Here is a 21155-nt window from a genome sequence, read left to right on the forward strand (position 1 = left end):
CCTGAATTTCCTGTCATAATGTGCCTTATTCACCGGTACGGCCCGCGCCGCCCGGTTCGAGTTGCCGGTTTGTAAGCCACCTTCTGCGGCTTCTTTTCAAACCTCCCCCGTTTTCCATCAATGAACTCCGCAAGGAGTAATTCCATGCACTTAAACGAACTCAAGGCACTGCACGTGTCTGAAGTCCTCAAGCAGGCCGAAGCCCTTGAGATCGAAAACGTCGGCCGCATGCGCAAGCAGGAGCTGATGTTCGCCATCATCAAAAAACGTGCAAAAACCGGCGAGACCATCGTGGCCGACGGCGTGCTGGAAGTGCTGCCCGACGGTTTCGGCTTCCTGCGAGCCCCTGACTCAAGCTACACCGCGTCCACCGACGACATCTACATCAGCCCCAGCCAGATCCGCCGCTTCAACCTGCATACCGGCGACATGATCGAAGGCGAAGTGCGCACCCCCAAGGACGGCGAACGCTACTTCGCGCTGAACAAGCTCGACAAGGTCAACGACGGCCTGCCCGAAGACAACAAGCACAAGGTCATGTTCGAGAACTTGACCCCGCTGTTCCCGCGCGAGCAGTTCAAGCTCGAGCGCGACATCAAGGGCGAAGAAAACCTGACCAGCCGCATCATCGACATCGTCTCGCCCATCGGCAAAGGCCAGCGCGCGCTGCTGGTGGCGCCGCCCAAGTCCGGCAAGACCGTGATGATGCAGAACATCGCCCACGCCATCACCGCCAACTACCCCGAAGTGGTCATGATGGTGCTGCTGGTGGACGAACGCCCCGAGGAAGTGACCGAAATGCAGCGCAGCGTGCGCGGCGAGGTGATTTCTTCCACCTTCGACGAACCCGCCGCGCGCCACGTACATGTGGCCGAAATGGTGATCGAACGCGCCAAGCGCCTGGTCGAGCTCGGCAAGGACGTGGTCATCCTGCTGGACTCCATCACCCGCCTGGCCCGCGCCTACAACAACGTGCTGCCCTCCTCCGGCAAGGTGCTGACCGGCGGCGTCGACGCCAACGCGCTGCAGCGCCCCAAGCGCTTTTTCGGCGCGGCCCGCAATATTGAAGAAGGCGGCAGCCTGACCATCATCGGCACAGCCCTGGTCGACACCGGCAGCCGCATGGACGAGGTGATCTTTGAGGAATTCAAGGGCACCGGCAACTGCGAAATCCACCTGGATCGCCGCCTCTACGAAAAACGCGTGTTCCCGGCCATCCACCTCAACCGCAGCGGCACCCGCAAGGAAGAACTGCTGCTTGCACCCGAAATCCTCCAAAAATCGCGGATTTTGCGCCAATTCATGTACAACATGGATGAAATCGAGTCCATGGAGCTCATGCTCAAGAACATGAAGGCCACCAAGAACAACCACGAATTCTTCGACATGATGAGGCGAGGCGGCTAACGCCGCCTCGCCAAATATGGCCCCCACGGTCGCTCACTGCGTGTAGCTCCCTGCCCCCCGAGGGGGCGGCCCGGCAAAGCCGGTTCCGCGCGCTCATGCTGGCTTGAAGAATCCTCTGGGTGCGACCAGCGACGAAGATATCCCGCCAGTGGGGGCCGCGGGTCCGGCTTCGCCGGCCCCAGGCGCCGTCCCCTTGAGGGGAGAACAAGCTACACGCAGTAAGCTTGGACAGGGGTGCTATAATGTGTGGCTTAGCGGAAAGTGCCCAGGACTGGCTTGTGTGGCTCCCGCATCGAACAAGGAAAGATCATGAAAGAAGGCATTCACCCCAACTACCGCGAAGTTTGTTTCCTGGACCTGTCCAACAACTTCAAGTTCGTCACCCGCTCCTGCGTCAACACCAAAGAAATGGTGACCATGGAAGACGGCCGCGAACTGCCCCTGTACAAGCTCGATACGTCCAGCGAATCGCACCCCTTCTACACCGGCACGCAAAAATCCGTCGACAACATGGGCGGCCGCGTCGAGAAATTCCGCAACCGTTTCGGCAAAACCACCGCCGCCGCCAAAGAGGCCGCGCCCGAAGCTGCGAAGTAAGCTGCGAATCCTTTCGCCAGCCTGCAAAAAGCAGCCTGAATTTCAGGCTGCTTTTTTTTCGGCAAAATTTGCCGGCAGCCGCAAAACCTCGCGGCCCGGTTTGACGCAAAATCACCGATGGCCCGGGATGGCGGCCCGGCAGTCTTGCCGCCCCTCCCGCGCCCTCTCGTATTCCCCCGACTCCAACCGTTTTGAACAAACCTTCACCCGCCATCATTGCCCAGTCCGCCGTGCGCCGCCTGCCGCGGCTTGCGCTGCTGCTGTTCTGCGCGGCCTATGTGCTGCCGGGCTTCCTGGGGCGCGGGCCCTGGAAGAACGAGGACATCGCGGCCTTTGGCGTGATGCGCGAACTGGCCTCCACGGTGGCCAACTGGCTGCAGCCGCAGCTGCTGGGCCGGGCCACCGAATTTGACGCACTGGCGCCCTACTGGCTGGGCGCGATCGCGATCAAATGGCTGCCTTTCCTGGACCCGGCCCTGGCGGTGCGAGTGCCCTTTGTGGGGCTGCTGGTGCTGACCCTGCTGGCCACCTGGTACGCCGTTTATTACCTGGCGCGCAGCCCGCTGGCCCAGCCGGTCGCCTTCGCCTTTGGCGGCGAAGCCAGCCCGGTGGACTATGCCCGGGCCATCGCCGACGCCGGCCTGCTGGCGCTGATCGCCAGCCTGGGCCTGGCGCAGCTCTCCCACGAAACCACGCCGGCGCTGGCGCAGCTGGGCTTTACGGCGCTGGCTTTTTACGCCATGGCGGCCAGCCCTTACCGCCGAGCCACCAAAATCCTGGGGCCGGCCTTCGGCCTGCTGATCGGCCTGGCCGGGCTCACCCTGAGCGGTGCACCCACGCTGGCCCTGCTGCTGGGCGCGGGCGGCGCGCTGGTGGAATGGATGCACATGCACTGGGGCGCCGACCAGACGGACCCGGCAGCCAGGCAGCAGTCCTGGCACTGGGTGCTGCTGATCACCGGCATCACGCTGGGGGTCGCGCTGCTGGCCTACAGCCTGGACCTCTGGCGCTGGCGCATCCACCTGCCAGGCAGCGACGACACTTCCGCCTGGAAGGACTGGCGCAGCCTGGGGCGCCTGCTGCTGTGGTTCACCTGGCCGGCCTGGCCGCTGGCAATGTGGACGCTTTACCGCTGGCGCCGCCAGCTGGCCAGCCGCCACGTCGCCCTGCCGCTGTGGTTTGCCGCCATGGCTGTGGCCGCCACGCTGACCACCACGGCCTCGGACCGCAGCCTGCTGCTGAGCCTGCCGCCGCTGGCCGCGCTGGCCGCCTTCGCGCTGCCCACGCTCAAGCGCAGCGTGGCTTCGCTGATCGACTGGTTCACGCTGCTGTTTTTCACCGGCTGCGGCATCATCATCTGGGTGGTCTGGATCGCCATGCAGACCGGCGTGCCGCGCCAGCCCGCCGCCAACGTGGCCAAGCTTGCGCCCGGCTTCGAGCCCAGCTTTTCCTGGCTGGCCTTTGTGTTTGCGCTGGCCGCCACCCTGGCCTGGACCTGGCTCGTCAAATGGCGGGCCGGCGCGCAGCGCGCGGCCGTCTGGAAATCGCTGGTGCTGCCGGCCGGCGGCGCCACCTTGTGCTGGCTGCTGCTGATGACGCTGTGGCTGCCGCTGCTCGACTACGCGCGCAGCTTCGCGCCCATGTCGCGCCAGATCGCCAGCCTGGTGGACAAAAACGCCTGCGTCGAGATCTACGGCATAGGCAGCGCCCAGGCCGCCGCCCTGCAGTACCACGGCCGGCTTGAGCTGCGCCAGGCCGGCGCGCAGGCCAGCTGCCCCTACCTGATCGTCGACGTCGAAGCCCAGCCCACACTCAGCAGCAGGGTCAACCTGCCCGACTGGGCCTTCCAGGCCACGGTGCGCCGCCCCACGGACAAGACCGAAAACGTGCTGCTCTACAAGCGGGTCAGCCAGGACGGCCCGGCCAAACCACCCGCCCCGTCCCGCCGCACCAACGGCAAAGCCAAGCCTTGAGCGAGCTCAAGGTCATCAGCCGGCACGCGGGCACGGTGCTGGTCGGGCAGCTGGCCGTCATGGCCTTCGGCGTGGCCGACACCGTGATCGCGGGCCGCTACAGCGACGAGGCGCTGGCCGCGCTGTCGGTCGGCTCGGCCCTCTACGTCAGCGTGTATGTGGGGCTGATCGGCATCGTGCAGGCGCTGTTGCCCATCTGGTCCGAGATGCTGGGCGCGCGGCGCCATGAGGCGGTGGGTGCCTCGCTGCGGCAAAGCATGTACCTGTGCGGCTTCATCGTGGCGGTGGGCATGGCCGCCATGCTGTTTCCCGGCCCGCTGCTGCGCTGGGCCCAGGTGCCCGAGCTGATGCGGGACGAGGTGCAGCATTACCTCGCGGTGCTGGCTTTTGCCTTCGCGCCCTCGCTGCTGTTTCGCATCTACAGCACCTTCAACCAGTCGCTGGGCAAACCGCTGCTGGTCACCTGGCTGCAGGTCGGTGCCCTGCTGGTGAAGATTCCGCTGTCGATCTGGCTGGTGGCCGGCGGCGCCGGCGTGGAGCCCATGGGCGCCGTGGGCTGCGCCTGGGCCACGCTGGTCGTGAACTACCTGCTGCTGGCGCTGGCCCTGCTGATGCTGCGCACCCGGCCCATGTACCTCCCTTACCGCATCTGGGAGCGCATGGAGCGGCCCGACTGGTCGCAGATCGGCAACTTCGCGCGCCTGGGCATCCCGGGCGGCCTGGCCTACCTGGTGGAGGTGACCTCGTTCACGCTGATGGCCCTTTTTATCGCCCGCCTGGGCACGGTCGCCTCGGCCAGCCACCAGATCGCCTCCAGCGTGGCGGCGGTGCTGTACATGATGCCGCTGTCGATGGCAATTGCCTGCAGCGCGCGGGTGTCCTTCTGGATGGGCGCCGGCCGGCCGGACCATGCCAGGCGCGTGGTGCTGCTGGGGCTCAAGCTGACCGGGCTGGCGGCGCTCACGCTGGGGGGTTTTGTGGCCATGGCCGGGCCTTTGCTGGCGCGCTGGTATTCGGGCAGCCCGGAAATCATCGCGCTGGCTTCCTCGTTGCTGGTGTGGGTGGCCTTCTACCATGTGGCCGACGCGACCCAGGCCCTGACCGCGTTTTTGCTGCGCTGCTACCGCATCACCATCATGCCGCTGGCGCTGTACGGCGTGCTGCTGTGGGGCCTGGGTTTGCTGGGCGGCTACCGCCTGGCCTACGGGGGCATCGCGGGCCATGCGGCCACCCAGTCGGCCGCCAGCTTCTGGGCCGCCAGCACGGTGGCCATCGCGCTGGTGGCGGCCTGTTTCCTGGGTTTGCTGTGGCACGCCGTGAGGCGCAGCCTGCGGGTGGCGCCGGCCGCTCAGGCGGCCTGAGCCAGCTGCACCCGGCGCACACGCGCGGCCGGAAAGACGATCGAAAAACAGGAACCCTGCCCCGGCTCGCTTTCGATGTGCAGTTCGGCCCCATGGCGCTGCGCTACGTGCTTGACGATGGCCAGGCCCAGGCCGGTGCCGCCGGTCTCGCGTGAGCGGCTGCGGTCTATGCGGTAAAAGCGCTCGGTCAGCCGCGGCAGGTGTTCGGGCGCGATACCGGGGCCGGTGTCCCTGACCTTGAACTCGCCGCGGCCGTCTTCCAGCAGCGTCCAGCTCACGCGCACCAGGCCGCCCTCGGGCGTATAGCGCACCGCGTTGGTCACGAGGTTGGACATGGCGCTGTACAGCTCGGTCTGCACGCCGGCGATTTCCGAGACCGGGCCGGACTCGAACTCCAGGCGATGCCCCTGCGGCCCGATCACCGCCGACAAGGCCCTGGCCTCCTGCTCGCACTGGGCCAGCAGCGCGCCCAGCGTCATCCAGTCATTGGCGCCCGGGAAGGGGCTGCCTTCCAGGCGCGACAGGGTCAGCAAATCGCTGACCAGGGTCTGCATGCGCTGCGATTGCTGCGACATCAAGGCCAGGTAACGGGCACGCTCGGGCTCCTTGAGCGGCAGGGTCTGCAGGGTCTCGATAAAGCCGGACAGCACCGTCAGCGGCGTGCGGATCTCATGCGACACATTGGCCACAAAGTCACGGCGCATGGCTTCGGCCAGTTCCACGGCCGTGATGTCGCGCGACAGCAGCAGCTTGCGGTCCTTGCCGTAGGAATGCACATGGACCGACAGCTTCACGGGCCGCGCCGGCGTGCTGGCGCTGCCCGGGATGACCACGTCGTGCGTGAAGTTGCCGGTCGCCATATAGGCTTTGAAGGCCGGGTCGCGCACCAGGTTGGCGATGTGCTGCATCACGTCGCGCTGGGCGTCGAAGCCGAAATGCTGGCTGGCCATCTGGTTGCACCATTCGATGCGGCCCTGCGCGTCCAGCAGCACCACGCCGCTGGGCGAGGCCTGCATGGCCGCCAGGAACTCGTCGAGGCGGGCCTGGCTTTCCTGGTACTGCTGGTCGCGGTTCTTGAGCAGCCGGCGGGTCCGGTCGGCGACCTCGCCCCAGACGCCGGGCAGGCTGGGCGCGCTGCCGGCCATCACGGCGGGCGTGTCGTTGTTTTGCTCGGCACGCAGCCAGCGCAGCAGCCGGTTGATGAAGAAGCTGTCTATCACCAGCCAGACCATGGCCGCCACCGCCAGCCCTATGCCCAGGCCGAAACTCAGGCCATTGACGGTGCGCGCCCAAAAGCCCAAACCGCCGCCCACAAGCATGCAGGCGGCGAAAACAATCCACCGGTTGATCATGCGCTGGATTGTGCAGCAGCCACCGGGCTGTTGGCGGCTACCGCGGCCATCGCGGTCAGCCGGTAACCGGCGCCGCGCACGGTTTCCACCATGGTGCCCGCCGAGCCCAGGGCCTCGCGCAGGCGTTTGACGTGGACGTCGACGGTGCGCTCTTCAATGAAGACGTGGTCGCCCCAGACCTTGTCGAGCAGGGAGCTGCGGCTGTGCACGCGCTCGGCATGCTTCATCAGGTAATGCAGTAGCTTGAACTCGGTCGGGCCCAGCTTGAGCTCCTGGCCCAGGTAGGCAATGCGGTGCGTCGCGGCGTCCAGCACCAGCCCGCCCACGGTCACGCTGTCGTTCACCGACTCGGGCGCGCGGCGGCGCAGCACGGCGCGTATGCGCGCCAGCAGCTCCTGGGTGGAAAAAGGCTTGGTGATGTAGTCGTCGGCGCCGGCGTCCAGCCCGGCGACCTTGTCGGGTTCGTCGCCGCGCGCCGTCAGCATCAGGATGGGAATGCTTTTGGTGCGTGCCTGCTTGCGCCAGTGGCGCGCCAGCGCCAGGCCGCTTTGCCCCGGCAGCATCCAGTCCAGCAGGATGGCGTCGGGCAGCACGGCGTCGAGTTCGCGCTGGGCCGACACACTGTCTTCCGCCACCACGGGGTCAAAGCCGCCATGCCGCAGGTTGACGGCAATCAACTCGGCAATGGCCGGCTCGTCTTCAACTATCAGTATGCGTGGCAGGTGTTTCATTCCGTCTTTACTTTACTGCAGACTCGATCTGTTCCATAGGGGTGTGCCGCACGTCCGCACCCTTGACGATGTAAATGATGAATTCCGCGATGTTCTTGGCGTGGTCGCCCACGCGCTCTATGGCCTTGGCCACGAACAGCAGGTCCAGGCTGGGCGAAATCGTGCGCGGGTCTTCCATCATGTAAGTGATGAGCTTGCGCACAAAGCCGTCGAATTCCTGGTCGATCTGGTCGTCTTCCTTGAGGATGGAGACCGCCACCGAGGTGTCCAGCCGGGCAAAAGCGTCCAGCGCCTTGCGCAGCAGGCCGGAGGCAAGCTCCGCGGCGATGCGCAGGTCGGACGAAGGCAGGGCCCGGGCCGAGCCGCTCTCGATGATGGACTTGACCATGCGCGCGATCTTCTCGGCTTCGTCGCCGGCGCGCTCCAGGTTGGCCGTGGTCTTGGAAATCGCGATCAGCAGGCGCAGGTCGCGGGCCGTGGGCTGGCGCCGCGCGATGATGGACGACAGCTCGCGGTCGATGTCGATTTCCATCGCGTTGACGCGCGCTTCGGTTTCGATGACCTGGTTGGCGCTTTCGGCGCTGAACTGGGACAAGGCGTAGATCGCCAGGCGAATCTGCGATTCGACCAGGCCGCCGAGCTCCATGACACGCGAAGACACGCCGTTGAGTTCGCTGTCAAACTGGGTCGAGAGGTGTTTATCAGGCATGTTTTTCCCTTTGGTTTATTCGCCGCTGCGATCAGTACCGCGGCGCATGAGGCACTCAGAGCCAAGCCGGCGGGCGTCGCGGAACCGGCTTTGCCGGGCCGCAGGCGCCGTCCCCTTGAGGGGGATTCCGGCTACACGCAGTGAGCCGAGGCAGGGGGCTGGGTGGTTCATCCGAAACGGCCGGTGATGTAGTCTTCGGTTTCTTTGCGTTTCGGCTTGAAGAACAGGTCTTCCGTCGCACCGAATTCAACGAGGTCGCCCAGGTACATATAGGCCGTGTAATCGCTGCAGCGGGCAGCCTGCTGCATGTTGTGCGTCACGATGACCACCGTGTAATCGTTCTTCAGCTCGGCGATCAGCTCTTCCACCTTGGCGGTGGAGATAGGGTCCAGTGCCGAGCAGGGTTCGTCCAGCAGCAGCACTTCAGGCTTGATGGCAATGCCGCGGGCGATGCACAGGCGCTGCTGCTGGCCGCCCGAGAGGCTGGAGCCGCTCTGGTTGAGCTTGTCCTTGACTTCGGTCCACAGCGCGGCCTTGCGCAGCGCCCATTCCACGCGCTCGTCCATGTCGGAGGCGTTCAGGCTTTCGAACAGCTTCACGCCGAAAGCGATGTTGTCGTAGATCGACATCGGGAAAGGCGTCGGTTTCTGGAACACCATGCCGACCTTGGCGCGGATCAGGGCGACGTCCTGCTTGCTGGTCAGCAGGTTCTCGCCATCGAGTGCGATCGTGCCCTCGGCGCGCTGCTCGGGATAGAGTTCGAACATGCGATTGAAGGTGCGCAGCAGCGTCGACTTGCCGCAGCCCGAGGGCCCGATAAAGGCCGTGACCTTGTTCTCGGGGATGTCGAGGTTGATGCTCTTGAGGGCGTGGAACTTGCCGTAGTAGAAGTTCAGGTCCTTCACCGCAATCTTGGCGCGGGGCGCCTGGGTAGCAACTGTTGCAACCATTTGATTTCCCTTTAATTCTTGCTCCGCGTCAAAATGCGCGCGAAGATGTTAAGCGCCAACACGGCGACAGTGATCAGGAACACACCAGCCCAGGCGAGCTTCTGCAGGTTTGGATCGATGTTCATCGCGAACTTGAAAATCGTGACGGGCAGGCTGGCCATGGGAGACGTCAGGTCGGAGGACCAGAACTGGTTGTTCAAGGCCGTGAAAAGCAGTGGAGCGGTTTCACCGGCAATGCGGGCGACCGCCAGCAGCACGCCTGTCACCACACCGGCACGCGCCGCACGCAAGGTGATCGCCAGAATGACTTTCCACTTGGGCGTGCCCAGCGCGTAAGCCGCTTCCCGCAAACCAGGAGGCACCAGTTGCAACATGTTCTCGGTGGTGCGAATGACGACGGGGATGGTAATCAGCGACAAAGCCAGCGCACCGGCAAGGCCGGAGTAACTCTGGAACCGCGCGACCACAAGGGCATAGACGAACAGGCCGATCACAATCGATGGCGCCGACAGCAGGATGTCGTTCACAAACCGGACCACGGACGACAGCCAGCCGCGCGGGTTGTATTCCGCCAGGTAAATGCCGGCCATGATGCCGATCGGTGTCCCGATAAAGGTGGCAATGCCCACCATCACCAGCGAACCCGCGATGGCATTGAGCAAGCCGCCCTCATCGCCAGGTGCGGGCGTCATTTGCGTGAAGATGGACAGCGACAGCCCGCTCACGCCAAGGCGCAGCGTTTCCCAGAGAATCCAGACAAGCCAGAACACACCGAATGCCATCGCAGCAAATGACAGCGCCAGGGCGATCTTGTTAACGCGGTCGCGGGCCGCAAACCTGGCCTGGCGCGTTTCGGCCAGCGTCTTGGCGTCCAGCAGGGCTTTGCCAGTACTCATGATTTTTTCCCTTCACTTTTCTTCATGCGGCTAAGCAGCAGCTTGGACAGCGTGAGCACCACAAAGGTAATGAAAAACAGCACCAGTGCGAGGTACAAAAGCGCCGCCCTGTGCATGTCGCTGCTGGCCTCGGCGAACTCGTTTGCAAGGACGGACGTGATGCTGTTGGCCGCCTCGAACACCGATAGCGAGGCAAGCTGGTTGGCGTTGCCGATCACAAAAGTGACAGCCATCGTCTCGCCCAGCGCGCGGCCCAGACCCAGCATGATCCCGCCGATAACGCCGGCCTTGGTATAGGGCAGCACGACCTTGCCGACCACTTCCCAGGTCGTCGCACCCAGCCCATAGGCGGACTCTTTCAACAGCGGCGGCGTCACTTCGAACACGTCCCGCATCACCGAGGCGATGAAGGGAATGATCATGATCGCCAGGATGATGCCGGCAGACAGAATGCCGATGCCCACCGGCGGGCCGGAGACCAGGGCGCCCAGGTAAGGCACACCCTTGAGCATGCCCTGCAGCGGCTGCTGCACATAGGTGGCCAGAATCGGACCGAAAACCAGCAGGCCCCACATGCCGTAGACGATGGAAGGCACCGCCGCCAGCAGTTCGATGGCCGTGCCCAGCGGGCGCTTGAGCCAGGCCGGCGACAACTCGGTCAGGAACAGGGCGATCCCAAAACTCACCGGAACGGCGATCACCAGCGCAATGAGAGAGGTTGCCAGCGTCCCGTAGATCATCACCAGGCCGCCGTACTCGTTCTTGACCGGATCCCATACGCTGCTGGTCAGGAAGCCAAGCCCGTATTTGCTGATCGCCGGCCATGCGCCGATGAGCAGCGAGATCAGGATGCCAAACAGCAGACCCAGGGTCAGGAGCGCCGCTCCCTGGGCAGCCCAGCCGAAGAGCCGGTCTGCCAGCGGGCTTCTGCGCACTGGGTTGTTGGGGGGTGGTGTAGCCATATCGCGTCCGGACGATTTGACCGGGTGGTCAAAATCGGCCCGGCTCGCGGGAAGTGTAGAGGACACGTTGGAAAACCCCTATGTTCTGGACAATATGGGCAGCAATGGAATTGCCGTCTTATTTGTACGCAACGGCCTTGCCGGAGGTGTCCTTGATATCAGCCCAGGACTTTTCGATCAGCGTCTTGACGCTCGCAGGCATGGGCACATAGTCCAGGTCGGTTGCGGTCTTGTCGCCACCCTTGTAGACCCACTCGAAGAACTTCAGGGCGGCAGCGGCCTGGGCAGGCTTGTCCTGGCTCTTTTGCATCATGATGTAGGTGGCGGTCGTGATGGGCCACGAATCCTTGCCTGGCTTGTTGTTCAGGATCTGGTAGAAGGTCTTGGTCCAGTCGGCTCCGGCGGCTGCAGCCTTGAAGGTTTCGTCGTCGGGAGAGACGAAGCTGCCGCTCTGGTTTTGCATCTGCACATAGGTCATCTTGTTCTGCTTGACGTAGGCGTACTCGAGATAACCGATCGAGTTGGGCAGGCGGCCGACGAACGCGGCGACGCCTTCATTGCCCTTGCCACCTGCGCCCACCGGCCAGTTCACCGCGGTGCCTTCACCGACCTTGGCCTTCCATTCGGCGTTGACCTGGCTCAGGTAGTTGGTGAATGCAAAGCTGGTGCCGGAACCATCGGCGCGGCGAACCGGTGCGATGGCGGCGTCAGGCAGGGCCAGGCCGGGGTTCAGCGCCTTGATGGCCGCATCGTTCCAGTTGGTGATCTTGCCCAGGTAGATATCGCCCAGCAGCTGGCCGTTGAGCTTCATCTGGCCGGGGGCGATGCCCTTGATGTTGACCACGGGCACCACGCCACCAATCACGGTAGGGAACTGCACCAGGTTTTTGGCCTTGAGTTCTTCGTCCTTCAGGGGCGCATCCGAAGCACCGAAGTCCACGGTCTTGGCTTCGATCTGCTTGATGCCGGCGCCGGAGCCGACGGACTGGTAATTGATCTTGACGCCGGTGGCCTTGTTGTAGTCGGCAGCCCATTTGGAATACAGGGGAGCCGGGAAGCTGGCGCCGGCGCCGGTCACGTCCTGGGCGGTGGCCAGGGTTGCAAAAGAGGCGAAGGCGAGGCCCATCGCGGCCGTCAGGGATGCTTTGTAAGTCAGGTTCATCAGAATACCTCTGGTTGGGAATAGTTGGGAACAGTTAGAGCAGTTAGAAGCGGTCAGAAAACGGTTAGAAACAGTTAAAGCACAAGTCAGGGAACAGTCTGGGTGGATCCGGGCTGCACCAGGTGATGCGTCGACTGTAGGAATCTTGTGTGACAAGCTTGTGACAAATATGACAGTGCCCTGAGCCACCTCCACCCCTCTCGGTGTCACAAAACCTTTAAATTTCCGTCACGAATCTGTCACCGGCGGCTCCTACGCTTGGCCCTGTTCTTAATCAGGAGAAATTCCATGCTGAACCGCCGTTTTCTGGCCATTGCCGCCGCCGTCGCCGCCCTCACCGGCTGCGCCACCTCCTCTACCCCGGTTTCCGTGGCCGACACCATCGCTTCCCAGTCCCAACTGAGCACGCTCAACGACCTGGTGGCCAAGGCCGGCCTGACGGACACGCTCAAGGGTGCCGGCCCCTACACCGTGTTCGCCCCCACCAACGACGCCTTTGCCAAAGTGCCCGCCAAGACCATGGACGAACTGGCCAAGGACCCCGCCAAACTCAAGGCCGTGCTGAATTACCACCTGATCCCCGGCAAGCTCATGGCCGCCGACGTGAAGAACGGCAACAGCAAAACCGTCAACGGCGCCAATGTGGCCCTGTCCAAGGCCGGCGAATTCGTCATCGTCGAGGACGCCATGGTGCAGACCGCGGACATCTCCGCCACCAACGGCGTGGTGCATCTCGTGGACGCCGTCCTGATCCCGCCAGTCCGCAAATAACCCTTCCGCCAAGGCCGTGCGCCTTGCCTCGGCTTTTGCCCACTTCAGGCCCCTGTTTTCCCCGGAAAGCAGGGGCCTTCACAGTTTTGCCATACCTCGTCTGACATCTGACGGCGACAAACACCAGGAATTCACCATGCTCCCGCCCAATCCCCTCCTCCCCCGCCGCCGCCTGTTGCAGCACGCCGGCCTGCTGGCGGCCGGCGTTGCCGCGCCCGCATGGGCGCAGCCCGGAAAATCCGCATCGCGCAGCCTCACCGTGGCACAGGTGGTGGATTTTTCCCAGTCGCAACAGGATGTCTCCAAGGACTTCCTGATCGGCTCGCGCGCCGCCTGGCAAGACATCAATGCCAAAGGCGGCATTCGCGGGCGCCGCATCGAGCACCTGACGCTGGAAACCGACGGCACGCCGGCCGGCCTCAAGGTCGCACTCGATTCCGTCAGGGACAACCCCGCCTGCGTGGCCCTGTCCGGCAGCGTCGGTGACCTTGTCGCCGGCCAGCTCGTGGATCTCTCCCACAAGGGTGGGTTGCCGATGGCGCACGTGGCGCCCTGGCTGCAGAACTCCAGTGTCGAGATTGACGACAAGACCTTCCCGATCTTTGCGGCGCGCCAGGAACAGATGGCCTACGCGCTCAAAAGCCTCTCCACCATGGGCCTCAAGGAACTGGGCGCGATCTACGCCACGGCACAGGATTACAGCGCCTACCACGCCGACGTGGAACGCATCGCCGCAGCCCTGCAGCTCAAGTTGCTGCCGTTCAAGGGCGCGGGCGACCTGCGCGCCCTGGGCCAGAAGCTCACGCCGCGCACGCCCGCCGTGCTGCTGTTCGTGGGCGGAACGCCCGAACTGGCCGAATTCACGCAGGGCCTGGAAAAGCAGTCCCGCCAGCGCTACATCGTGGCCCTGGCGGACGTCAACCTGACGACCATGCTGCAGATGGGCGCGGCGCGCAACACCCCCGTAATCGCCACCCAGCCCGTGCCCCTGGTCAACGCCAGCCTGCCGATTGTCAGGAGCTACCGCGAAACCCTGGCGCGCCTGTTTGACGAGCCGCCCGCGGCCCTGAGCCTGGCCGGATTTATCGCCGCGCGCTACACCTATGAAGTGCTCAGCGAGGTGGACGGCCCGCTGAACCGCCAGAATGTGCTGGCCGCCTTCCAGCGCCGCGGTGCCATGAACATGGGCGGCTTCAGCGTGAGCTTCAACCCCCAGCGCCGCAGCAGCACCTACGTGACCCAGAGCATGATGACGGTCGACGGCCGGCTCATCGGTTAGGCCGAAATGCTCATGCGGGTCCCGCGCGATAGCTATGCACAGCCCTTAAACTCAGGCATGCAAAATGGAACGCTGCTCGCGGCTGTGGACCTGGGATCCAACAGCTTTCGCCTCGAAATCGGCCGCTTTGACCACGGCCGCATACACCGCACCGAATACATCAAGGAAACCGTCCGCCAGGGCAACGGGCTGGACGCCGACCGCAACCTGACGCCGGAAGCCATGCAGCGCGGCTGGGACTGCCTGGCGCGTTTCGGCGAACGGCTGGCGGGCTTCAAGAAACACCAGGTCCGCGCCGTCGCCACCCAGACCCTGCGCGAGGCGCGCAACCGGGAGGAGTTCCTCGCACGCGCCCACAAAATCCTGGGTTTTCCCATCGACGTCATCCCCGGCCGCGAGGAAGCCCGCCTGATTTACCAGGGCGTGGCGCATTTGCTGCCGCAATCCAACGAGCGCCGGCTGGTGGTCGACATTGGCGGCCGCTCCACCGAAATGATCCTTGGCAGGGGCCTGGATGCGCGCACCATGGAGTCCTACCGCGTCGGCAGCGTGGCTTGGTCCATGAAGTATTTCCCCGAGGGACAGTTCACCGCGCGCGCCTTCACGACTGCCGAGGTGGCCGCCAAGGCGGTGCTCGATGAGGCCGTCAATGCCTACCGCGCCGATACCTGGGACACGGCCTACGGCTCCTCGGGCACCATAGGCGCCGTCAGCGACGTGCTCACGGCCGCGGGCTGGCCCGCGGGCCAGGTCACGCGCGAGGGCCTCGATTGGCTGCTGGACCGCCTGCTCAAGGCGCAAAGCGCCGACCGCCTGAAACTCGACGGCATGAAGGACGACAGGCGCGCCGTCATAGGCGGCGGCGTCAGCGTGCTGCGCGCGGTCTTCGAGCTGCTGGGCATTTCGCACATGGAAGCCGCCCAGGGCGCCCTGCGCCACGGCGTGCTTTACGACCTGCTGGACCGCGAACACGACCTGACGGACCTGCGCTCCACCACGGTGCAGCGCCTGGCCAACAAATTCAGCGCCGACCCGGTGCAGGCCCAGCGCGTGAGCAAGGTGGCGCGCCACCTGTTCGCGATGGCCGGCGCCGGCCTGGCCCCAGCCGATTCCGCGCGTTTCCAGCGCAAGCTCGAATGGGCCGCGCAATTGCATGAAATCGGCAGCCAGATCTCGCACAGCGACTACCACAAGCACGGCGCCTATATCCTGGACAACGCCGACGCGCCGGGTTTTGCCCTGCCCGAGCTGCACCGCATCAGCCTGCTGGTGCTGGGCCACCGCGGCAAGCTGCGCAAGCTCGAAATCGACTTCGAGGACCGGGTGTTCATCCAGCAGTTGCTGTGCCTGCGCCTGGCCGTCATCCTGTGCCATGCGCGGCGCGACCCCGACCTCAAAGGCCTGCAGCTCGAATGCGGCGAGCAGCCCGGCCGGATTTTTGTGCTGAACTGCCGCACCGGCTGGGCGCAGGCCTTCCCGCAATCGGCCCACCTGCTGCAGGAAGAAGTGCTGGCCTGGCAGAAGACGCCGTGGACGCTGGTCGTCCCGAATCCCTGATCCATTCCTTGCCGCCCCGCCCTTCAAGCGCATGGGCACCACCCGGCGCGGCTTGACCGTTTTTGAATAAACCGTATAAACTGTATATACGGTTTATTCGACCGCACCCAAAAAGGATCAATCCATGGCTACCAGCAAAAAAGCAACTGCGAAACCCGCCGCACCGGCAAAGCCCAAGGCTCCCGTGAAACCCGCGGCCAAACCCGCCCCGAAAAAAGCGACCACCACCAAGGCGCCTGCCGGCAAAGGCACGGTCAAGAAAGCCATCGTGAAAAAGGCCGGCGCCAAGAAGCCTGCCGCCAAGCCCCAGGCAAGCGCCAAACCTGTGAAGGCCGCCAAGCCAGAGAAAACCAAAAAGCCAAAACTGGTGCGCGACAGCTTCACGATTCCCAAGGCCGAATACGTGGTGCTCGACGAGCTCAAGCAGCGCGCCGCCAGGCTGACCCGCCCCGCGAAGAAAAGCGAACTGCTGCGCGCCGGCATCAAGCTGCTGGCCGGCATCTCCGATGCTGCTTTCCTGACGGCGCTGGAGCAGGTCCCCGCGATCAAGACCGGCCGGCCTACGCTGGGCAGCTAAAACTGCACAGAGGCAAGCTCCGGCACTCGCAAGCGTGCCGGATTACCCAGCCAATCTACCAGTCAGATCCTTGCCCTTGAGGGGGAGTCCACCCATGAAGAGTCAGGCCTCAGCTCATCTTCAAGCATGGATGCTCAGCAACTTCATCAATGGTTCGTTCTTCAATCTTGCGCGACTTGCCCATGCCCAACTTTGTTCCAGTCGAATTCACAACACAATCAACTTTCCACGTGTTGTCCTCGAGCCGCATCAGGTAGCCAAAGAAGTCGACCATTTCTTCACCATTGGACTTCCAGCGCTTTTGGTAGAAGAGCCGCCCGACGCTTGCCCGTCCTTCGGCCCTCACAAAATCAAAGCCATCCAGGCTCGTGGAGTACTTTGATACCCGCTGCAACGCGGCGCCAGCCTCGCTCTCGGGAGTCCCGGTTTTGCGCAGATTCCCAAGGGTCTCATCAAGAGCAGCCTTTGATCTGAACTTTCTATAGGACGTGAGGTTTCCAGCCCGTTCCGCTTCGAGCATGCCTTTGTAGGCGGCCTCGGCTTGAACCACGAACTGGTTTGACTTTTGGGCCGTATTTGCAGCGGCTGCGGGCTGGCCAAACGCATTGCCCAGTGCACAGCCAAGGACTGCAAGCGTCAGAACCTGTCGAATATCGTTTTTCATGTCACTCCATTGAGGCCTAAGGTTAAAGACCAGTTTAACCATCACTTCGTTTCAGACGCAACTCGGCGTCGAGAAGATGAAGCAGGAGCTCTCAGCTTTCATTCCAGTTAACGTTTGACATGAGCGGTTGCCGCTAGCATGCGAAGCTTGCTTGTGAACGTCCCCTCGATAAAAGAGTCAGGCCGCAGCGGGCTACACATGGCGACTGGGAATCTGGTTTACGCCTGCGCTGCTGACGGCCAGCCGATTTGGGCAGCACGACGAAGACTGGATTGAACGACCAGGCGGTGGAACGGGGCGATGACAAAAATATAGAGACGGCCCAAGCGGTTGTGGCAATGGACCACGGTTGATAAAGTCAGGTGGCGTCTGCCTCCCGGCAAGGGCTGACCGGAGCAGAGGACAGAAAGCCTGAAGTCCAGGTGCTTGTCGTCTTCTCCAAAGACAATTTCGGTCGGACTTGTGCCGTAGATCTTGAAGATGCTAAGGCGGCCTGGCTTGCCCTGCGCGTCAAGTGACGCGAGTTGCCTCGCAGTTTTGAGGCCGACCCCGCCGACGACCGCATCCCGGACCGCCATGAGGGTGCCAACCCACGGTGCCTGATGGGAGAAGATGAACCTTGCCAACTGCTCGGGATTGGTCGACGCTCCGGGTGGAAGCTCGATTGAGTAGGCATCTGCGAGATTCGTCGATGCGTAGGCTCTGGTAACTGCCGACTCCGGAGGAAGCGATACAGGCCTTACGCGGTGCTGTTGGGTTGACATGTGTTCGAGCCAGTAGTTGGGTTCTGAGATCTAACGTTGAAGACGGCCGGCGGGCAATTCATGCCACACTCTTGACCAAGCCAAGACTGCGCAGATTCGCCTCCAACTCGGCGATGGTGCTCCAAGGCAAGATGGGGGAGTTTTCCCGCTCGTCGGGAGGATGAGACGGCAGTTCATCAGACCACCCGCCGCAGCCGACCAGCGGAAGCAAAGGCCGTTTGTGGAGCCACGCCAGATGCACCTCGGATTTGGTACCCGCGCGGCCACCGATGACGATGCAGGCATCGCCCGCAAGCGCCATCAGGAGGTTACGGGCATCTCCCATCCCGCAGGGCAATACAACCGTGGCGGGCCAATCCGGCGCGGGCATCTGGTCTGGCGGCACGATGCTGAGCACCAGGCCTTTTGCCTCAATGGCGCGCTCGGCAGCAACCCTGGTTGCGGGACTGCCGCATCCGCTCACAACCGTGATACCCAGTCTGGCCAGCGCCTCACCCGCCTCACCGGCGAGTTCATAGGCGCGGGAACCGGGCTCGGCGCTGCCGAGTACGCAAACCTGGGGTTTTCGACGAGAAATAGTCATGGGAGGATTGAGTCTACGGTGGTGCAGCTTTTGCGCACGCAAACGCCGGATAGGGCAAATGCGTCCGTTCGGAACGCCTTGTCATTCCGCATTTTGTTTCATCACTTTAATACTCGCTTTCACCAGTTTCTTTATCAACGCCTTTGGTATTGGCTCATCAACCGGGAAACTGACAATCGCCTTGGTCTTGGCATAGACACCAATTTCTTTGCTGTGGTCTTCGAGCACCGGTGGGCGCACATGGAGACGGACAAATGGCTTCTTATAGCTAAACCAGGCAAACATCCCGTTGTAGTCATAGCCTTCATAGTAGTAGCCCGGCATCTGAAAATAGCTGACCGTTTCTGAGCTGCCGGGAGAAGCGCTTTGAATAGCATCGCGCATGTCCTCCAGTTGGGGGCGTACCTCTTGCGGGCTGGCTTTGATGTACTCGTCAACGCCACCAGGTACGACGATCTTCGTTGCGCTGCTGGATTTCTTCGCCATAACTCGTCTCCACGTGTGGTTGTGCGGCATAACGTTTGACATGAGGGGCCGCTGGACGCAAGCAAAGCTCGCTGGAAGACGCCCGCTCGATGGAAGGATTAAACGCCGTTCTCACAGCTACGCCGACTTCTCAAGCTCGAGGTTGCCCTCGATGAACTTGAGCTTGAAGACCAGCCGGGAGATGCGCCATCTGTCCGGGAAGAGCTGCAACTGCAGTTCGTACGTTCCCACAAAGATGCGGGTCTTGAGGCCGATTGCATTGCCCCGGTGGTGGAAGGCCACGCCGTGGCATCTGACAAGCGCTTGATTACCACTGATCTCAGTTCGAAGGTTGCCAACCTGATGGTGAACGCGGTCGAGCGGTTTGAATCCGGCAGCCCACGCCTGAGCCACCTGGTTTGGAGTCATTTCGGTCGGCGTTCCACCGACCATGGAGGTCATGTCGAGCGTAAAGGGACTGGTAAAACAACTCTCCAGCACTGGCCAGTCTCGTTCATCGGTGGCAACGAACATCTGAACGACGGCGTCCTCGACCGCCAGGCGTGTAGCCAAGTCAGATGGAGAAAAAGTGAGAGACATTTAAAACCCCCGAATGAATGCGCCGTATCTTGCGACGCCTAATGTAAAAATGACCGGCTCACAACAACTCGCGGCAAAGCCGCCTCCTGGGGTTGTGGGTCCATGTCGATCAACTCGTTAGATCGTTCAGTCATTTTTTCTGCCGGCATGACGCATCCACCTCCGGAATTCCTGATTGAGCAGCAGCTATGGCGACATGGGCCGCAGAGAACAGGGCGACCGCGAGTGACCTGGAGATGTGCATACGAATCCAATGCGGGTGTGACATAACGACTGGAATCTTCTCTTGGGGCATAGAGGCTCGCGATAGAAACTACTGAGGTCTAACGTGATGTATGCCGCAAAACCTGCAGCATAACGTGGCGGTTGCGATCTAATTGATCGTCATCGTGCTTGATCTTGATTGCCACGGCGGCGACTCCTTGCAGGTGTCCTTTCGATGCCCAAAGTTGAAGGTACGCGGTTGCCGGATAACGCACGCTCATGGATGAATCACTTGTTTTCCAGCGCTTGCTCCAGGCGTTCCACGTACCGCTCAGCCCAACCCTGGAGCATCTCATCTTCCTCTTCGCTGTTGAATATACGAATGACCTCATTGAAGAGTTCATTGCGCAAAGCGCTGCTCTCATCGACGTAGAGCCCGACCACTTGAATGGCCTCAACCCGCGCCAGATCAAACTCCAGGGGTTCCCGGAGCACATCAAGAAGTAACCGGGAAACATCGTTCTGGTTCGCCTCAGAATCAAGCGCTCGAATGATTTCGCATTTGCGATGATTCAAGCCGGAATCCGGCAAATGGTCCGTAGCCCACGGCATGGCTCGATACTCGGCAACAAGGTCATTCATTTGTAAGGCCTCGCGATGAATGGGCTGGAATGCATTTCACTGCTTCGCCGCCTGGCTCTTGACCAGCGCCAGTGTTTGCGAACAAACCACGTCGCGATTCGGCGCGGCCTTGATGCTCGCATAAAAGGAGTCGCCCTCTTTGCGCCCTTGAAGAAAGACTTGCTCGATGTTGACTCCGAGGCTGGCGTAGAGTTGCTCTCCGCCCCTGGTATCAGCGTCAAACCGCGCCTTGTAGGCCTTGAGCGTCTCCGCGGATGCGCCGCAATGTTCGGCGACCTGGTAAGTCTTTCCGCTGGAAAGCCCTCCGGTCACGATCATCTCCTTGATTCCGGCGGGCGCGGGCTGCGCATGGATTCCGAACGAAAGACCGGCAAGAAACACACAAACAGCCAGACGCATCTCTATATCCCCCTGTGCTTAAAGGTCGTGAATGCCGCAAAGCCCGCAGCATAACCCAAGGAGCTGCCAGCTATTTCAGAGCACTTCGGGCGACTGCACCGTCACCACCACGGTCTGGTTGTGGCCTTCGCGGTCCCGGCTGCGCAGCCACCAGAGCGCGCCCTTCTTGACAGGGCAATCGGTGGCCTGCAGGCCCAGCAGATGGGCGATGGTTTCACCGAGTATGGGCTGGTGGCCCACCACCAGGATGGGCGACTTGGCCGAAGGCCACTGCACCAGTTCCAGCAGCTGCGCGGCCGTGGCGTCGGGCGCCAGTTCGTTCCTGATCTTGTACTTGCGGCCCAGCGCGAGCGCGGTCTGCTCGCAGCGGCGTGCCGGGCTCACAAAAATGCGCGCGCCCTCGGGCAGCTGGCGGTCCAGCCAGTTGGCCATGCGGGCCGCCTGCTTCTCGCCGCGGGCCGTGAGTGAGCGCTCCAGGTCGCTGCATCCTTGGGGATCACCTTCTGGCCAGTCTTCTGCCTCCGCATGACGCCACAAGATGAGGTCCATG

General features: G+C 62.8%; 23 protein-coding genes. 8 read left to right on the forward strand and 15 right to left on the reverse strand.

Annotation, left to right across the window (positions count from 1 at the left end; genetic code table 11):
* Positions 1-144 precede the first annotated feature (144 nt).
* The 4 genes from rho (at position 145) to ACEN9P_RS00305 (ending at position 5338) form a co-directional block, all read left to right on the forward strand.
* Entirely contained in the window at positions 145-1407 is a 1263-nt protein-coding gene (gene rho / locus ACEN9P_RS00290) for a transcription termination factor Rho (RefSeq protein WP_007875125.1), read from the forward strand.
* Positions 1408-1716: 309 nt separating this feature from the next.
* Entirely contained in the window at positions 1717-2004 is a 288-nt protein-coding gene (locus ACEN9P_RS00295) for a type B 50S ribosomal protein L31 (RefSeq protein ID WP_074574709.1), read from the forward strand.
* Positions 2005-2195: 191 nt separating this feature from the next.
* The gene (locus ACEN9P_RS00300) at positions 2196-3977 is read left to right on the forward strand and encodes a glycosyltransferase family protein (RefSeq protein WP_477664433.1); all 1782 of its coding nucleotides are present in this window, start codon (positions 2196-2198) and stop codon (positions 3975-3977) included.
* Positions 3974-5338 (forward strand): MATE family efflux transporter, encoded by a 1365-nt coding sequence (locus tag ACEN9P_RS00305; RefSeq protein WP_495620764.1) that lies wholly within the window; start codon positions 3974-3976, stop codon positions 5336-5338. The genes ACEN9P_RS00300 and ACEN9P_RS00305 overlap by 4 nt, the downstream gene beginning before the upstream one ends.
* Here ACEN9P_RS00305 and phoR read toward each other — a convergent pair.
* From phoR to pstS, 7 genes are all read right to left on the reverse strand, one after another.
* The gene (gene phoR, locus ACEN9P_RS00310; protein ID WP_477713251.1) at positions 5326-6690 is read right to left on the reverse strand and encodes a phosphate regulon sensor histidine kinase PhoR; all 1365 of its coding nucleotides are present in this window, start codon (positions 6688-6690) and stop codon (positions 5326-5328) included. The genes ACEN9P_RS00305 and phoR overlap by 13 nt on opposite strands.
* Positions 6687-7421 carry a phosphate regulon transcriptional regulator PhoB gene (gene phoB, locus ACEN9P_RS00315; protein WP_477664436.1) on the reverse strand — a complete coding sequence of 245 codons (735 nt, stop codon included), beginning with the start codon at positions 7419-7421 and terminating at the stop codon, positions 6687-6689. The genes phoR and phoB overlap by 4 nt, the downstream gene beginning before the upstream one ends.
* 7 nt (positions 7422-7428) lie before the next feature.
* A complete protein-coding gene (gene phoU / locus ACEN9P_RS00320; RefSeq protein ID WP_074574716.1) occupies positions 7429-8130 on the reverse strand; it encodes a phosphate signaling complex protein PhoU in 702 nt (233 codons plus the stop codon).
* 167 nt (positions 8131-8297) lie between these two features.
* A complete protein-coding gene (pstB, locus tag ACEN9P_RS00325) occupies positions 8298-9080 on the reverse strand; it encodes a phosphate ABC transporter ATP-binding protein PstB (RefSeq protein WP_074574717.1) in 783 nt (260 codons plus the stop codon).
* 11 nt (positions 9081-9091) lie between these two features.
* Positions 9092-9976 (reverse strand): phosphate ABC transporter permease PstA, encoded by an 885-nt coding sequence (gene pstA, locus ACEN9P_RS00330; RefSeq protein ID WP_074574719.1) that lies wholly within the window; start codon positions 9974-9976, stop codon positions 9092-9094.
* A complete protein-coding gene (gene pstC, locus ACEN9P_RS00335; protein ID WP_074574721.1) occupies positions 9973-10938 on the reverse strand; it encodes a phosphate ABC transporter permease subunit PstC in 966 nt (321 codons plus the stop codon). Before pstC ends, pstA begins: the two co-directional genes overlap by 4 nt.
* Positions 10939-11056: 118 nt before the next feature.
* Entirely contained in the window at positions 11057-12064 is a 1008-nt protein-coding gene (gene pstS / locus ACEN9P_RS00340) for a phosphate ABC transporter substrate-binding protein PstS (RefSeq protein ID WP_139200890.1), read from the reverse strand.
* 324 nt (positions 12065-12388) lie between these two features.
* Between pstS and ACEN9P_RS00345 the strand changes: the two genes are divergently transcribed.
* From ACEN9P_RS00345 to ACEN9P_RS00360, 4 genes are all read left to right on the forward strand, one after another.
* Positions 12389-12871 (forward strand): fasciclin domain-containing protein, encoded by a 483-nt coding sequence (locus tag ACEN9P_RS00345; RefSeq protein WP_074574724.1) that lies wholly within the window; start codon positions 12389-12391, stop codon positions 12869-12871.
* A 136-nt stretch (positions 12872-13007) separates the two neighbouring features.
* Positions 13008-14150, forward strand: coding sequence for an ABC transporter substrate-binding protein (locus tag ACEN9P_RS00350; protein ID WP_495620765.1), 1143 nt, complete (start codon positions 13008-13010; stop codon positions 14148-14150).
* 57 nt (positions 14151-14207) lie between these two features.
* Complete coding sequence (gene ppx, locus ACEN9P_RS00355; protein WP_074574726.1) at positions 14208-15707, forward strand: exopolyphosphatase; 1500 nt, start codon at positions 14208-14210, stop codon at positions 15705-15707.
* A gap of 124 nt (positions 15708-15831) precedes the next feature.
* Entirely contained in the window at positions 15832-16284 is a 453-nt protein-coding gene (locus ACEN9P_RS00360; protein WP_495620766.1) for a hypothetical protein, read from the forward strand.
* A 109-nt stretch (positions 16285-16393) separates the two neighbouring features.
* On the opposite strand, the gene ACEN9P_RS00365 is transcribed toward ACEN9P_RS00360, so the two are convergent.
* From ACEN9P_RS00365 to ACEN9P_RS00400, 8 genes are all read right to left on the reverse strand, one after another.
* Complete coding sequence (locus ACEN9P_RS00365) at positions 16394-16948, reverse strand: hypothetical protein (protein ID WP_495620767.1); 555 nt, start codon at positions 16946-16948, stop codon at positions 16394-16396.
* Positions 16949-17166: 218 nt separating this feature from the next.
* Complete coding sequence (locus ACEN9P_RS00370) at positions 17167-17712, reverse strand: DUF2867 domain-containing protein (protein WP_495620768.1); 546 nt, start codon at positions 17710-17712, stop codon at positions 17167-17169.
* A gap of 58 nt (positions 17713-17770) precedes the next feature.
* A complete protein-coding gene (locus tag ACEN9P_RS00375; RefSeq protein WP_495620769.1) occupies positions 17771-18295 on the reverse strand; it encodes an SLOG cluster 4 domain-containing protein in 525 nt (174 codons plus the stop codon).
* Positions 18296-18376: 81 nt separating this feature from the next.
* Positions 18377-18781, reverse strand: a complete 405-nt coding sequence (locus ACEN9P_RS00380) for an iron chaperone (RefSeq protein ID WP_495620770.1) — start codon at positions 18779-18781, stop codon at positions 18377-18379.
* 117 nt (positions 18782-18898) lie between these two features.
* The gene (locus ACEN9P_RS00385; protein WP_495620771.1) at positions 18899-19333 is read right to left on the reverse strand and encodes a nuclear transport factor 2 family protein; all 435 of its coding nucleotides are present in this window, start codon (positions 19331-19333) and stop codon (positions 18899-18901) included.
* 519 nt (positions 19334-19852) lie between these two features.
* Positions 19853-20206, reverse strand: coding sequence for a hypothetical protein (locus ACEN9P_RS00390; RefSeq protein ID WP_495620772.1), 354 nt, complete (start codon positions 20204-20206; stop codon positions 19853-19855).
* A gap of 36 nt (positions 20207-20242) precedes the next feature.
* On the reverse strand, positions 20243-20605 hold the full coding sequence (locus tag ACEN9P_RS00395) for a hypothetical protein (RefSeq protein ID WP_495620773.1): 363 nt from the start codon (positions 20603-20605) through the stop codon (positions 20243-20245).
* A 75-nt stretch (positions 20606-20680) separates the two neighbouring features.
* Positions 20681-21154: a SixA phosphatase family protein gene (locus tag ACEN9P_RS00400; protein WP_495620774.1), complete on the reverse strand. Its 474-nt coding sequence runs from the start codon at positions 21152-21154 to the stop codon at positions 20681-20683.
* Position 21155: the final 1 nt, after the last annotated feature.

The sequence above is a fragment of the Polaromonas sp. Polasp52 genome (genome assembly GCF_059491565.1).

Bases quoted from the DNA above. Each gene is read 5' to 3' on its own strand.
- pstS (WP_139200890.1), bottom strand. From the start codon at position 12,064: ATGGGCCTCGCCTTCGCCTCTTTTGCAACCCTGGCCACCGCCCAGGAC.
- pstC (WP_074574721.1), bottom strand. From the start codon at position 10,938: ATGGCTACACCACCCCCCAACAACCCAGTGCGCAGAAGCCCGCTGGCA.
- pstB (WP_074574717.1), bottom strand. From the start codon at position 9,080: ATGGTTGCAACAGTTGCTACCCAGGCGCCCCGCGCCAAGATTGCGGTG.
- phoR (WP_477713251.1), bottom strand. From the start codon at position 6,690: ATGATCAACCGGTGGATTGTTTTCGCCGCCTGCATGCTTGTGGGCGGC.
- ACEN9P_RS00380 (WP_495620770.1), bottom strand. From the start codon at position 18,781: ATGGCGAAGAAATCCAGCAGCGCAACGAAGATCGTCGTACCTGGTGGC.
- ACEN9P_RS00350 (WP_495620765.1), top strand. From the start codon at position 13,008: ATGCTCCCGCCCAATCCCCTCCTCCCCCGCCGCCGCCTGTTGCAGCAC.
- pstA (WP_074574719.1), bottom strand. From the start codon at position 9,976: ATGAGTACTGGCAAAGCCCTGCTGGACGCCAAGACGCTGGCCGAAACG.
- ACEN9P_RS00390 (WP_495620772.1), bottom strand. From the start codon at position 20,206: ATGAATGACCTTGTTGCCGAGTATCGAGCCATGCCGTGGGCTACGGAC.
- ACEN9P_RS00365 (WP_495620767.1), bottom strand. From the start codon at position 16,948: ATGAAAAACGATATTCGACAGGTTCTGACGCTTGCAGTCCTTGGCTGT.
- phoB (WP_477664436.1), bottom strand. From the start codon at position 7,421: ATGAAACACCTGCCACGCATACTGATAGTTGAAGACGAGCCGGCCATT.
- phoU (WP_074574716.1), bottom strand. From the start codon at position 8,130: ATGCCTGATAAACACCTCTCGACCCAGTTTGACAGCGAACTCAACGGC.
- ACEN9P_RS00345 (WP_074574724.1), top strand. From the start codon at position 12,389: ATGCTGAACCGCCGTTTTCTGGCCATTGCCGCCGCCGTCGCCGCCCTC.
- ACEN9P_RS00400 (WP_495620774.1), bottom strand. From the start codon at position 21,154: ATGGACCTCATCTTGTGGCGTCATGCGGAGGCAGAAGACTGGCCAGAA.
- ACEN9P_RS00370 (WP_495620768.1), bottom strand. From the start codon at position 17,712: ATGTCAACCCAACAGCACCGCGTAAGGCCTGTATCGCTTCCTCCGGAG.
- ACEN9P_RS00360 (WP_495620766.1), top strand. From the start codon at position 15,832: ATGGCTACCAGCAAAAAAGCAACTGCGAAACCCGCCGCACCGGCAAAG.
- ACEN9P_RS00295 (WP_074574709.1), top strand. From the start codon at position 1,717: ATGAAAGAAGGCATTCACCCCAACTACCGCGAAGTTTGTTTCCTGGAC.
- rho (WP_007875125.1), top strand. From the start codon at position 145: ATGCACTTAAACGAACTCAAGGCACTGCACGTGTCTGAAGTCCTCAAG.
- ACEN9P_RS00375 (WP_495620769.1), bottom strand. From the start codon at position 18,295: ATGACTATTTCTCGTCGAAAACCCCAGGTTTGCGTACTCGGCAGCGCC.
- ppx (WP_074574726.1), top strand. From the start codon at position 14,208: ATGCAAAATGGAACGCTGCTCGCGGCTGTGGACCTGGGATCCAACAGC.
- ACEN9P_RS00395 (WP_495620773.1), bottom strand. From the start codon at position 20,605: ATGCGTCTGGCTGTTTGTGTGTTTCTTGCCGGTCTTTCGTTCGGAATC.